This window comes from Flavobacterium keumense, from assembly GCF_029866485.1.
Lineage (GTDB): Bacteria > Bacteroidota > Bacteroidia > Flavobacteriales > Flavobacteriaceae > Flavobacterium > Flavobacterium keumense.
This window is the reverse complement of sequence record NZ_CP092332.1, coordinates 1,139,754-1,153,845: the sequence shown is the minus strand read 5'-3', so window position 1 is coordinate 1,153,845 and position 14,092 is coordinate 1,139,754. Positions and strand designations below refer to the sequence as shown.

General features: G+C 37.1%; 12 protein-coding genes. 2 read left to right on the top strand and 10 right to left on the bottom strand.

Annotated features, from left to right (window positions below):
- Positions 1-45 precede the first annotated feature (45 nt).
- On the top strand, positions 46-942 hold the full coding sequence (gldA, locus tag MG292_RS04940) for a gliding motility-associated ABC transporter ATP-binding subunit GldA (protein WP_264533815.1): 897 nt from the start codon (positions 46-48) through the stop codon (positions 940-942).
- 70 nt (positions 943-1,012) lie between these two features.
- On the opposite strand, the gene MG292_RS04935 is transcribed toward gldA, so the two are convergent.
- Complete coding sequence (locus tag MG292_RS04935) at positions 1,013-1,471, bottom strand: hypothetical protein (protein ID WP_264533816.1); 459 nt, start codon at positions 1,469-1,471, stop codon at positions 1,013-1,015.
- Positions 1,472-1,576: 105 nt separating this feature from the next.
- Between MG292_RS04935 and MG292_RS04930 the strand changes: the two genes are divergently transcribed.
- Entirely contained in the window at positions 1,577-1,831 is a 255-nt protein-coding gene (locus tag MG292_RS04930) for a helix-turn-helix domain-containing protein (RefSeq protein ID WP_264533817.1), read from the top strand.
- Positions 1,832-1,892: 61 nt separating this feature from the next.
- Here the strand turns inward: MG292_RS04930 and metF are convergent, their stop codons facing one another.
- The 9 genes from metF to cysD form a co-directional block, all read right to left on the bottom strand.
- Positions 1,893-2,849, bottom strand: coding sequence for a methylenetetrahydrofolate reductase [NAD(P)H] (gene metF / locus MG292_RS04925; RefSeq protein WP_264533818.1), 957 nt, complete (start codon positions 2,847-2,849; stop codon positions 1,893-1,895).
- A gap of 83 nt (positions 2,850-2,932) precedes the next feature.
- On the bottom strand, positions 2,933-5,617 hold the full coding sequence (gene metH / locus MG292_RS04920; RefSeq protein WP_264533819.1) for a methionine synthase: 2,685 nt from the start codon (positions 5,615-5,617) through the stop codon (positions 2,933-2,935).
- Between the two features lie 39 nt (positions 5,618-5,656).
- Positions 5,657-6,643 carry a homocysteine S-methyltransferase family protein gene (locus tag MG292_RS04915; RefSeq protein ID WP_264533820.1) on the bottom strand — a complete coding sequence of 329 codons (987 nt, stop codon included), beginning with the start codon at positions 6,641-6,643 and terminating at the stop codon, positions 5,657-5,659.
- A gap of 316 nt (positions 6,644-6,959) precedes the next feature.
- A complete protein-coding gene (locus tag MG292_RS04910) occupies positions 6,960-8,012 on the bottom strand; it encodes an NAD(P)/FAD-dependent oxidoreductase (protein WP_264533821.1) in 1,053 nt (350 codons plus the stop codon).
- Between the two features lie 106 nt (positions 8,013-8,118).
- Entirely contained in the window at positions 8,119-8,700 is a 582-nt protein-coding gene (locus MG292_RS04905; RefSeq protein WP_264533822.1) for a precorrin-2 dehydrogenase/sirohydrochlorin ferrochelatase family protein, read from the bottom strand.
- Positions 8,701-8,772: 72 nt separating this feature from the next.
- Positions 8,773-9,597, bottom strand: a complete 825-nt coding sequence (cobA, locus tag MG292_RS04900; RefSeq protein ID WP_264533823.1) for a uroporphyrinogen-III C-methyltransferase — start codon at positions 9,595-9,597, stop codon at positions 8,773-8,775.
- Positions 9,590-11,680: a nitrite/sulfite reductase gene (locus MG292_RS04895; RefSeq protein ID WP_264533824.1), complete on the bottom strand. Its 2,091-nt coding sequence runs from the start codon at positions 11,678-11,680 to the stop codon at positions 9,590-9,592. Before MG292_RS04895 ends, cobA begins: the two co-directional genes overlap by 8 nt.
- A 75-nt stretch (positions 11,681-11,755) precedes the next feature.
- On the bottom strand, positions 11,756-13,000 hold the full coding sequence (locus MG292_RS04890) for a sulfate adenylyltransferase subunit 1 (RefSeq protein ID WP_264533825.1): 1,245 nt from the start codon (positions 12,998-13,000) through the stop codon (positions 11,756-11,758).
- Between the two features lie 111 nt (positions 13,001-13,111).
- Complete coding sequence (cysD, locus tag MG292_RS04885; RefSeq protein WP_264533826.1) at positions 13,112-14,011, bottom strand: sulfate adenylyltransferase subunit CysD; 900 nt, start codon at positions 14,009-14,011, stop codon at positions 13,112-13,114.
- Between the last annotated feature and the right edge of the window lie 81 nt (positions 14,012-14,092).

Genomic DNA, 14,092 nt, shown 5'->3' with positions numbered 1-14,092 from the left:
CAAACAAATGCTTTTTCTGTTTACTTTTGTACCAAATACAAAGCGATGTCAATAGCAATTCAGAATATATCTAAAAGTTACGGAACCCAAAAAGCATTAGACGCCATTTCATTTTCTATCAACAAAGGAGAAATTGTGGGCTTTTTAGGGCCAAACGGAGCAGGAAAATCTACTTTGATGAAAATTCTAACCACCTATTTGACTGCCGATGAAGGCAGTGCCAAAGTCAATGGTTTTGATGTGAGTTCCCAACCCAAAGACGTCCAACTTTCTATTGGCTATTTGCCCGAACACAATCCGTTGTATTTGGATTTGTACGTTCGGGAATATTTAGCGTTCAATGCCGATGTTTATAAAGTAGCTACATCTCGAATTGAAGAAGTAATTCAATTGACGGGACTAAGCACTGAAAGCCACAAAAAAATAGGCCAATTATCGAAAGGATACCGCCAGCGTGTGGGTTTAGCCAATGCTTTATTGCACAACCCTGACGTCTTGATTTTGGACGAACCTACCACAGGCTTGGATCCTAATCAATTAGTGGAGATTCGAAATGTGATTAAAAATGCCGGCAAAGACAAAACCGTTTTCCTTTCTACGCATATTATGCAAGAAGTGGAGGCCATTTGCGACCGCATTATTATTATTAACAAAGGGAAAATTGTAGCCGATAAAAAATTAGAAAAACTCATCAGCGAGTCTACCACTCAAATTATCGAAGTGGAATTTGACCAAAAAGTGAGCGAAACCCAAATAACTACTATCGACACTATTCATTCGTACACCACTACCAATGGTATTATTTGGGAATTGACTTTTACTACCGACAAAGACATGCGTCCTGTAGTGTTTGATTTTGCTACCGCCAATGGATTGAAAACTTTACAGCTCAACCAGAAAAATAAGAATCTAGAAACGGTATTCAGAGAGGTTACTAAATAAAAAAGCTTCCAGCTTTTAAAGGCTGGAAGCTTTTCTGTAAATATATAAATATTTTATGTGTTTCAATTTATCACTTACCTATCTGAATAGTCTCCAACCATGATATTAATTTTTCTAATTCTTTTTTACTAATAATAGTATGTCCATCACCTTTAGATGGTCTTTCAAAAAGGTATAAGTTGTTTGAAAAATCAAATACCGAAATACCATATAATTGTCTTTTCCAATCAATATTTTGTTTCGAGCCTATTTCTGGCAATGCAACTTTTAAATCATCAACAAAAGATTTCAAATCTTCTTGTTTTGCAAAAAATACAGATCTGGTATCTGAAATAGTTCTATATTTAAAATTTTGAAAACCTAAATACACATATGAAAGTGTATCATTCTTTTCTAAATCAACCACTTTACTATATTTCCCTGAAATCTGACCGATTTTAATCGAAGAAACATCCATGGTTTTCTTCTGAGCACTCATAATTACAGTACACAAAATTGCCAATAACGACTTTAATACTAATTTTTTCATTTCTATAAGATTTATTTTATAATTCAAATATAAATAAAAATTCTAATATATAGTGTACTTTATTATGGAGTACCTAAAAATAGATAAAATTTTGAGATTTGAAGTATGGAAAAATCTTTAGACAATCTCAAATTACCTGAATTACAAGCGATAGCAATACGATTAAAAGAACTAAGAAAATCCAAAGGGTATTCAAATTACGAACATATAGCTTTTGAGTTAGGAATGAGTCGATCTGCATATTGGAGATTAGAAACAGGTGTAAATTTTGAACTTAAAACTCTTATAAAAATATGTCGTTTATTAGATATTAGTTTAGAAGAGTTTTTCAAGGGAATAGATATTCCAAAAAAATCCTGAAATAAAAAAACCTCACTATTTTTAAAATGTGAGGTTTTTTATTCTTAAATTATTTTTCTTTTTAAAAAACTTTACTTGCTATTTGACGGATGTTTTCTGATTTACCCATAGAATAATAATGTAAAAACGGCACTCCAGCAGCTTTTAATTCTAACGACTGTTGAATCGCCCACTCCACTCCTACTTGTCGGATATCAGCTGGCGTTTTACATTTTTCCACTGCATTAATTAAATCTTCTGGCAAATCTATTCTAAAAATTTGAGGCAAGATTTGCAAATGTCTTTGTACTGCAATCGGTTTAATACCTGGAATAATCGGAACATTGATTCCAATTTCACGCGCTTTGGCAACAAATTCAAAAAATTTTGAATTGTCAAAAAACATTTGAGTTACCACATAATCAGCACCCGCATCTACTTTTTCTTTCAATCGTTTCAAATCAGAGGTTAACGATGGCGACTCCAAATGCTTTTCAGGATAGCCCGCTACTCCAATACAAAAATCCGATTTATGCTCGATATCTTTCAAACCGTGTAAATAATTCCCTTGATTCAATTGGTGAATTTGACTTACCAAATCAGCTGCATAATGGTTTCCTCCTTCTTTTGGGATAAACGATTGTTCGTCTTTCATCGCATCGCCACGCAACGCCATTACGTTATCAATTCCAAGATAATGACAATCCACTAAAAGATATTCGGTTTCTTCTTTTGTAAAACCACCACACAGTACGTGAGGTACCGTGTCTACATTGTACTTATGCTTAATAGAAGCACAAATTCCCAAAGTTCCCGGACGCATTCTGGTTAATTTTTTTTCCAATAAACCATTGCCTTTATTCACATAAATATACTCCTCACGCGAAGTCGTTACATCTATAAATGGCGGTTTGAATTCCATTAACGGATCTATATTATCATATAATTCCTGAATACTTGTCCCTTTAGTAGGTGGCACAATTTCAAAAGAGAATAAAGTTTCTCCTTTGGCTGCTGCTATATGGTCTGTTACTTTCATAGTATCGGTTGTTGGTTGTCAGTTGTCGGTTGTCGGTTGAATTCAAATACTATCAACTAGCAACCAAAAACTAACAACTATTTTTAATCTGCAATATTAGGAGCCAACCATTTTTGAGCTTGCTCCATGGTTGTATTTCTTCGTTTCGAATAATCTTCTACTTGGTCTTGTTTTATTTTACCTAAACCAAAATACTTACTTTCTGGGTTAGCAAAATAATAGCCTGAGACCGATGAAGCGGGCCACATCGCCATACTTTCAGTCAAAGTTACCCCAATTTCTTGTTCTACATTTAAGAGTTTCCAAATCGTTGGTTTTTCCAAATGGTCTGGACAAGCAGGATATCCTGGTGCAGGACGAATTCCTTTATAATTTTCAGCAATTAACTCTTGATTCGATAAATTCTCGTCTGAGGCGTAGCCCCAAATTTCTTTACGTACTTTTTCATGCAAATATTCAGCAAAAGCTTCTGCTAAACGGTCGCCTAAGGCTTTCACCAAAATCGAATTGTAATCGTCTAAGTCTTTTTCAAATTTCTTGGCTTTTTCTTCTACTCCAAAACCGGTGGTTACACAAAAACAACCCATATAATCTTGCAATCCGCTGTCTTTTGGTGCAATAAAATCAGCCAACGCTATATTAGGCGCTCCAGCGGTTTTTTGAGATTGTTGACGCAACGTTAGAAACTTGGTTGTTGGTTGTTGGTTGCTGGTTGCTGGACTGATTTCTATATCGTCATCATTCACTGTATTGGCTGGAAAAATTCCTAAAACACCTTTGGCAGTCAACCAATTTTCTTGAATTAATTGTGCCAACATTTTTTGCGCATCGGCAAATAAAGACGTAGCCTGTTCTCCTACCACCTCATCAGTTAAAATGGCTGGATATTTTCCGTACAATTCCCAAGAATTGAAAAACGGTGTCCAATCAATATAATCGACTAAATCAGCAATAGCGACATCCACGGTTTTGGTTCCAATGAAATTAGGTTTTGTTGGTGTGTATTTACTCCAATCCAATTGTAATTTATTGGCTCTTGCCTGTTCAATTGTTAAGAAATTTTTATCTCTACTTCGATTCAAATAGCCTTCACGAAGGGCGTCGTATTCGGCACGAAGGTCTTGAGTGTATTTCTCTTTCGTATCCGAATTCAATAAATTTCCGGCAACAGTAACCGCTCTAGAAGCATCGTTTACGTGTACTACCGTCGCTTTGTATTGTGGTGCAATTTTCACTGCCGTATGCGCACGAGAAGTCGTTGCTCCTCCAATCATAATTGGAATTTGAACATTGATTTTGTCCAATTCTTTAGCCAAATACACCATTTCATCTAACGAAGGCGTAATTAAACCACTCAATCCAATAATGTCTACATTATGCTCAATAGCTGCTGCAATAATTTTCTCAGGCGCTACCATCACTCCTAAATCGACTATCTCATAATTGTTACATGCTAAAACAACTGAAACAATGTTTTTTCCAATATCGTGAACGTCTCCTTTTACAGTAGCCATCAAGATTTTACCGGCACTTTGAGAAGCTCCGTCTTTTTCAGCTTCGATAAAAGGCAATAAATAGGCCACTGCTTTTTTCATTACACGTGCCGATTTTACTACCTGCGGCAAGAACATTTTTCCGCTTCCGAATAAATCGCCTACAACATTCATTCCTGCCATCAAATTGATTTCGATGACTTCAATGGGTTTCGAAGCCGCTTGTCTTGCTTCTTCAACATCAATTTCTATAAATTCGTCAATTCCTTTGACTAACGAATGTGTTAATCGCTCCTGAATCGAACCGTTTCTCCACTCTGCAATCGCTTTTTCATTGGCTTTGAAATCGCCTTTGAAACTTTCTGCCAAATCCAATAAACGCTCGGTAGCATCTTCTCTTCTGTTTAATAAAACGTCTTCCACATACTCTAATAAAACAGAATCAATTTCGTCGTAAATCTCTAACATCTCAGGATTCACGATACCCATTGTCATTCCGTTTTTAATGGCGTGGTATAAAAATGCTGAGTGCATGGCTTCACGCACTTTATCATTCCCTCTAAACGAAAAAGACACATTACTTACTCCTCCCGAAACATGGGCATACGGCAAGTTCTCTCTAATCCATTTGGTCGCACGGAAAAAATCCAAAGCATTTAATTTATGCTCTTCCATTCCGGTGGCAACTGGGAAAATATTCGGGTCGAAAATAATATCTTGAGCAGGAAAACCTACTTTATCTACTAATACATCGTAACTTCTTTTACAAATCTCAATTCGACGCTCGTAAGTATCCGCCTGACCGTTTTCGTCAAATGCCATTACAATAACTGCGGCTCCGTAACGTTTGATTTTTTTAGCGTACTCAATGAACTTTTCTTCTCCTTCTTTTAGCGAAATAGAATTCACTACCCCTTTTCCTTGAATAACCTTCAATCCTGCTTCGATGATTTCCCATTTCGAGCTATCAATCATTACCGGAACTCTAGCAATATCGGGTTCAGCAGCTATTAAATTTAGGAATTTGGTCATAGCATAGGCCCCATCCAACATTCCCTCATCCATATTGACATCGATGATTTGTGCGCCACCTTCTACTTGATTTCTGGCAATATCCAAAGCTTCTTCGTATTGCTCTTCTTTGATTAATCGAAGGAATTTTCTGGAACCGGTAACATTAGTTCGTTCCCCCACATTCACAAAATTAGTTTCTGGGGTAATAATTAATGGCTCTAGACCGGATAATTGTAAATATTTCTTTTCGTGTGTACTCATATCGTATAAAAACCTAACGGTTTTGAAAACCTTTCAGGTTTAGTTTAATTCAACAGTTCTCGGTTTAAACTCTTGGGCTACATCAGCAATTGCTTTGATGTGTTCTGGAGTAGTGCCGCAACAACCTCCAATAATATTGATTAAATTATCTTGTAAATACTCTCTAATTAAGGCTTGCATTTCTTCTGGCGTTTGGTCATAATGTCCAAAGGCGTTTGGCAAACCTGCATTAGGATGTGCCGAAATATTCAATTGGGTGTTCATCGACAAACGTTTCAAATACGGTTTCAATTGATCGGCTCCTAAAGCACAGTTGAATCCTACACTCAATAACGGAATGTGGGAAATCGAGATTAAGAAAGCTTCTACCGTTTGTCCCGAAAGTGTTCTTCCTGAAGCATCGGTAATGGTACCCGAAACCATTACTGGCATGTCTATTTTACGTTCTTCTTTTACTTCTTCAATGGCAAAAAGCGCTGCTTTAGCATTCAAGGTGTCGAAAATAGTTTCCACTAATAACACATCGCAACCGCCATCAATTAAGGCTTCTACTTGTTGCTTGTAAGCTACACGCAAATCGTCAAAAGTAACTGCACGATAACCCGGATCGTTTACATCTGGCGACATCGATGCTGTTCTGTTAGTTGGCCCAATCGAACCAGCTACAAATCGCGGACGATCTGTAAATTCGTCAGCCACTTCACGAGCAATTTTAGCCGACTGATAGTTCAACTCATACACTAGGTCTTCCATGTGATAATCGGCCATACCGATAGTCGTTCCTGAAAACGTGTTGGTTTCTACAATATCAGCTCCCGCTTGAAAATACAAACGGTGCACTTGTTTTACTGCTTCGGGTTGTGTAATAGATAGCAAATCGTTGTTCCCTTTTAACGGATGTGGAAAATCTTTGAAGCGTTCGCCACGAAAATCTTCTTCAGAGAAATTGTTGCGTTGCAACATGGTTCCCATAGCGCCGTCTAGGACTAGAATTCTTTCTTTTATGGCTTGTTGAATTTTTGACATATTTTTTATTTTGGCCCTAAAGGCACTCCATCAAATTATTGTGTTGTATATTTCTTGGCAATAATGCCATTTCTCTCCTTTAGCTCTGACCTATCTGCCGACAGGCAGGTGGAAGCGGCATCCTTTTATTCTGGGTTTCAGAATAAAAGATACAGCGTACAGCAGGAAAAAATCTTGGCAAAAATACGCCATTCCTTTGCTTTAAAAAAATATTAAATACTATCCTTTTAAAAAATTGGGATTTGGCCAGCTGTCAAGAAGCAAAAAGCGCTAGAACTCGAAAGTAATAGCGCTTTATATTAGGATGAAAAAGCTATTATACAATCGCTTTTACTACTGCTTTTGGCGCTTCTTTACGAGTTCCGTCAAATCCATCTACTCCTGAAACGGTAGTGTATTTCAACACATAACGTTTTCCTGGGTTGATGATTTGGTAGGCTGCCTGACACATTAAAGTCGCTTCGTGGAAACCACAAAGAATCAATTTCAATTTCCCTGGATAGGTATTTACGTCACCAATGGCGAAAATTCCAGGAATATTCGTTTGGTAATCCAAGGCGTTATTTACTTTGATGGCATTTTTTTCGATTTCCAATCCCCAATCTCCGATTGGGCCTAATTTTGGCGTCAAACCAAAAAGCGGAATAAAATAATCGGTTTCGATAGTTCTTTGTGTTCCCTCTTCGTCAAGAACAATTGATTCTACGTGGTCAGTACCATTCACACCCACTACTTCAGCAGGAGTGATCATTCTGATTTTACCTTCGTTTTTCAACTCTTGTACTTTCTCCACTGAATCCAAAGCACCTCTAAATTCGTTTCTTCTGTGAATTAAAGTTACTTCTGAAGCTACATCAGCCAAGAAAATACTCCAATCCAAAGCCGAATCTCCTCCACCAGCAATTACGACTCTTTTATTTCTGAATTCTTCTGGATTTTTGATGAAGTATTTCACGCCTTTATCTTCGTAATATTCAATATTTTCAATTAAGGGTTTACGAGGTTCAAAACTTCCTAAACCACCTGCAATGGCAACTACTGGTGTGTGGAATTGCGTTCCTGCATTAGAAGTTACAATGAACGTTCCGTCTTCTTGTTTTACAATGGTTTCAGCACGCTCCCCAAGCGTAAAACCTGGTTCGAATTGCTTGATTTGCTCCATCAAATTATCTACTAAATCACCTGCTAACACTTCAGGGAAACCTGGAATATCATAAATTGGTTTTTTAGGATATAATTCTGAAAGCTGCCCGCCTGGTTGAGGCAAAGCATCTAGAACGTGACATTTCAATTTTAATAATCCCGCTTCGAATACGGCAAATAAACCTGTTGGGCCTGCTCCAATTATAAGTATGTCTGTTTTAATCATTCTATTTAATTTTATTCTTTTTAATTATGCTTCTCTTTATTTAATGCAAATGAACAAATGATTTTAGTTTCTTTAGGTAACAATTATCACTTTTTCATTTTAATCGCTATTTCTTGTTTTTCAACGATTCGGTAATTTCATTCATCTTTTGAACTTTTTCCTCAAAATTACCTTTAAGTGTTTTGCGGTATTCGTTCAAATTTTCAACCATTGTATTGATGTCGTCTGGAATGATTTCTTCAAAAAACTCTCGCAATCGCTTGGCTGTTGTGGGTGATTTTCCATTGGTCGAAATGGCAATTTTCACATTTCCTTTGGTTACAATGCCACCCAAATAATAATCACACAACTGAGGCGTATCTGCAATATTGCAAATCAAATGACGCTTGCGACACAAATCAAATACTCTTTTATTTACCTTCAAATCATCAGTACACGCAATTACCAAATGGCGTTTGCGAAGCATCCAACGATTGAATTTCTTTGCTGTTAGCTTAACCGAAGGATGTTGTGCAACCAAAGCTTCCAATTCAGGAAGAAATCGTGGCGCTACTACTTCAACATTGGCATTCGGACTGGATTTTAACATAAAAGATAACTTTTCTAAACCTACGTTTCCGCCACCCACAATCAACACATTCAATTGATGTAGTTTTAAAAACACAGGATATAGTTCGTTTCTTTCCATAAGCCTCACCCCCAGCCCCTCTCCAAAGGAGAGGGGAGTAGAGTCGTTAATTTATTGTATCAAAAACAAAGGTTAAATAATTTCTTTCGAAATAAATTCCTCGTAAAACCCTTTTAATTTATTGCTTTCTCTCACCACTTCACCAATGACAATAATGGCAGGTGAACTTAATTTCTTTTCTGCTACTACGTTTTGAATCGTATCAATAGTTCCCACTCCTATTTTTTCTTTTGGAGTCGTTCCGTTTTGAATAATCGCAATCGGACTAGCTCCTTTCGATTCGTTTTGGAACAAATTCACAATCTGAGCCAATTTGCTCATGCCCATCAAAATCACCACCGTTGCTGATGACTGTGCTGCCAAAGCCACATCGTTTGACAATTTTCTGTCGGAAGTAGTTCCTGTAATTACCCAAAAACTTTCTGAAACTCCACGTTTAGTTAATGAAATTCCTTGATAGGCCGGCACTGCTACCGAAGAGGATATTCCAGGTACCACTGCTGTTGGGATTCCGAAACTTTCTACGAAATCAATTTCTTCACTTCCACGTCCAAAAATAAATGGATCGCCTCCTTTTAAACGCACCACGTGTCCGTAAGTCAAGGCATTATCTACAATCAACTGATTGATTTCATCTTGCGAATAGGTATGACATCCTTTTCTTTTTCCCACAAAAATCTTGATTGATTTTTTAGGAGCATAAGTCAAAATTTCTTCGTTGGCCAAGGCATCATACAAAACCACCTGAGCTTCTGCTAAAGCATTGGCTCCTTTGATAGTAAGCAAGTCTGGATCGCCTGGACCAGCACCTACTAAAGTTACTTTGGGTTGAGCCCCACTCCGACCCTCCCCAAAGGAGAGGGAGGAAGCACTGATGTAATTTATATTTTTATGCATTAGCTAAATCTTTTGCTCTGTATTCTTCAATTGTTGCGAAGAATGCTGTTGCTTGTTCTAAATACTGTTTTGCAAACGCTTCTGAAGGTTCGTTCTCTTTAATTTGGTACACCAACTCTTTGAAAGCAGTTGCCAATTGGATTTTATTGGTTTCTACAAAAACGGTATCAAACAAATCGATGATACCCGCATGGTGGTTTGTTTTTTGTTTTTCAGCAAGCAATAACGCTTTGGCAGCATTCACAAATCCTGCGTAAGTCAAATAAATGGAATCCGACCATTTTTGATCGTTCAAGGCTTCTTGAGAGAACGTCAATTTGTCTTTCGCTTCTACCAATAAAGTAGCCACTAAATCAATCACCACTCCTGCACATTCACCCACACCTACTGCTTTTACGTAGTTGTCTGCATTTCCCCAATCGACAAAATCAGCTTCTGTTAAGTTGGTTACATCTGCCAAAGGTTTCAAAAATTCGTAAAAATATTTTTCTCCTTTGGCATCATAATAATTCAAGAACGATTGTCCATTGGCATTCGCTTCAAAATCATTTAAAATCAAACGCAAGGCTTCAGGTCCTCTTCTACTTGGAATTTTAATTACTTTATCAGAAAAACGACCTTGGCCATTTCCTAAGTTACCTCCTCCCAACAATACTTGAAGGGCTGGCGCTACTAATTTTCCTGAATTGATTGACATTCCTTGGAAACCAATTTCTGCCATATTATGTTGTCCACACGCATTCATACAACCACTAATTTTAATCGTGATTTCATTATTATTGCTGTATTGCGGATATTCTGTTGCTAAAACGCGTTCTAATTCTACCGCGATTCCTGTACTACTAGCAATTCCTAAATTACACGTATCTGTACCAGGGCAAGCGGTAACATCATTGATAGTATTGTACCCTAAAGTAACAAAATCCAACTTGGCTAATTCTTGGTAAAAGAACGGTAAGTTTTCTTCTTTAATGTTGCGAATCAAAATGTCTTGACGCAAGGTAAAACGCAATTCATTGGCACCATAATTTTTAATTAAATCCGCCAAAGCTCTTGCTTTATCAGTGTAAAAATCACCTAAAGCCACTTTAATTCCGATGGCTACATAACCTGCTTGTTTTTGAGCGATGACGTTGGATTTTTTCCAAGCTTCAAAACTTGCAGTATCTTCAATAGTCACTTTTGGCACTTCTAATGCAGGTGCTGGAATTGGACCATCAAAAGGAGTAGTGTCAATTTCAACCGTTTTGAAAGACAAAGCTTTTTTCTCTTCTTCAACCAATCGTAAGAATTCATCTTTACCAATTTCTTTAATTAAGAATTTCATACGGGCTTTCAAACGTTTGGCTCTTTCGCCATAGCGATCAAAAATACGCAACACTCCTTCCGTCATCGGAATAATTTGGTTCGCCGGTACAAATTCAGAAAGTAATTCGGCATGGCTTGGTTGCGAACCTAATCCACCCCCCAATAGTACTTTGAATCCACGCTCTCCATTGACAATTTTTGGGATGAATCCTAAATCGTGTAAATAACTCAAAGCGGTATCTTTATCTGAGGATGAAAAGGCCATTTTGAATTTACGTCCCATTTCTTGACACACCGGATTTCGTAAGAAAAACTGAAACAAGGCGTGTGCATAAGGCGACACATCAAATGGTTCGTCAGGATCAATTCCTGCTGTTTCACTCGCTGTAATATTTCGAACGGTATTTCCACAAGCTTCTCTCAGCGTGATATCGTCTTTTTCTAAATCAGCCCAAAGCTCCGGAGTTCTATCCAAACTTACATAGTGAATTTGAATATCCTGACGCGTGGTAATATGCAAACGTCCTGTCGAATATTCGTCAGACACTTTAGTAATACGAATTAATTGTTCGCTACTCACTTTACCAAAAGGCAATTTGATACGAATCATTTGTACCCCTTCTTGACGCTGACCATAAACCCCTCTGGCCAAACGAAGACTACGAAAACGCTCGTCATCAATTTTTCCTTCTTTGAATAATCGAATTTTTCTTTCTAAATCGATAATGTCTTTTTGGACAATCGGATTTTCTATTTCGGTTCTAAAACTTTCCATTTCTTATTTAGTTGTTGGTTGTTGGTTGATGGTTATTGGTAGTTAAACTAGCAACTGAAAACTATCAACAAACAACTAATTTATAAATCCAACTCCCGCTGTTGTGTTGGTATTGGTATCAATTAAAATAAAGGCACCATTTGATTTGTTTTCATTATAGCTATCAAAATACAATGCTTTACTCAATTTGATAGTTACTTCTCCAATTTCGTTAATAGCTAATTGCGTAGCAGGAGTTGCTCCTGAATAATCTGTTGCAATTACATTTTTGATAGTGTCAATTTTAGCCAAAACTCTATTCGTATTGTGTTGTACCAAATACTTGGTTCCTGGTACTAATTTCTTGCTGTCCATCCAACAAATAGTGGCATTAATTTCTTTTTCTACTTGAGGTAATTCTCCTAATTTTACAATCATATCGCCTCGAGTCACATTGATGTCATTTTCTAATTCTACCACAATAGATGACCCTGCTTTAGCCTCGTCAAATTGTTGGTCGAAAAAGTGAATTTTTGACACTTTCGATTCGGTTAACGAAGGTAATACTGTAACGGCATCGCCTACTTGAATTGAATTACCGTATAATTTTCCAGCATATCCTCTAAAGTCGTGGTATTCTTCTGTTTTTGGACGAATAACCGTTTGCACTGGAAAACGTGTTTTACCTGTTTCAAAAACATCTTCAGGAGTTAAATCTTCTAAGTGTTCCAACACCGTTTGCCCCGTGTACCAAGGCATATTTTCTGATCTATCGGCTACATTACCACCATTAATCGCACTCAACGGAATGTAAGTTACATTTTGCTCTTGGAACGAACTTTTAGCATTTAAGGCTTGGAAGTCGGCTTTGATCTTGTTAAAAACATCTTCTGAATAATCGACTAAGTCCATTTTGTTTACTGCAACAATAACTTCTTTGACACGCAATAAATTATTGATGAAAAAGTGACGGTAGGTTTGCTCAATAACTCCTTTACGCGCATCAATTAAAATGATAGACACTTGCGAAGTCGAAGCTCCCGTTACCATATTACGCGTATATTCTACGTGACCCGGAGTATCGGCAATGATGTAACTTTTCTTTGCAGTAGAAAAATAAATATGCGCCACATCAATTGTAATTCCTTGCTCTCTTTCGGCAACCAAACCATCCGTAGCCAAAGAAAAATCAAGATAATCGTAGCCTTTTTGTTTACTACTTTTTTCTATTGCTTCAATTTTATCCGTAGTCAATGATTTAGTATCATACAATAACCTCCCGATTAAAGTACTCTTTCCGTCATCTACACTTCCTGCTGTTGCTATTTTTAAAACTTCCATAAGCCCCTTCCCAGCCCTCCCCAAAAGAGAGGGAGCTGAGTTTTGATTTTAAATTAATATTTTATTTATTTTTTGTTGCTCCTTTATTCCCCCTTCGGGGGGTTAGGGGGCTTAAAAGTACCCTTGTTGTTTTCTTTTCTCCATCGCTGCTTCTGAACGTTTGTCGTCAATTCTAGCACCTCTTTCAGAAATAGTTGAGGAACGAATCTCACCCACTACTTCTTGAATAGTAGCTGCATACGATTCAACAGCCGCCGTACAACTCATATCTCCTACCGTTCTAAAACGAACAATTCGTTCTTCAATTTCTTCATCTTCCTCTTGATACACAAATGGTGAATGTGACCAAATCAATCCATCTCTCAAGAATACTTTACGTTTGTGTGAAAAATAAATCGATGGAATTTCAATTCCTTCTTGTTCAATATAACTCCAAACGTCTAATTCTGTCCAATTCGAAATTGGGAAAACACGAACATTTTGACCCAACTCAATTTTTCCGTTCAATAAATCAAACAATTCAGGGCGTTGGTTTTTCTCATCCCACTGACCAAAATCATCACGTACCGAAAAAATTCGTTCTTTCGCTCTTGCTTTTTCTTCATCTCTTCGCGCTCCTCCAATACAAGCGTCAAATTTAAATTCTTCAATAGCGTCCAAAAGCGTGGTGGTTTGCAAGCTATTTCTACTAGAATACTTCCCTGACTCTTCCACTACTTTTCCTTGGTCAATAGCATCTTGTACGTTACGAACAATTAACTCCAAACCTAATTCGGCTACCAATTTATCTCTAAATTCAATCGTCTCAGGAAAATTATGACCTGTATCGACGTGCAACAACGGAAAAGGAATTTTTGCTGGGAAAAAAGCTTTTTGCGCCAAACGCACTAATGTAATGGAATCTTTTCCTCCTGAAAAAAGCAATACCGGTTTCTCAAATTGAGAAATTACTTCTCTAAAAATATATATCGCTTCGCTTTCTAAAGCATTTGTTTTTACTATTGAACTCATTTATCATTGTTTAAAAGTTTAAAGTTTAAGGTTTAAGGCTTATTAATCTCTTATCATTAAACTTCCCACTACTTTTTTTAT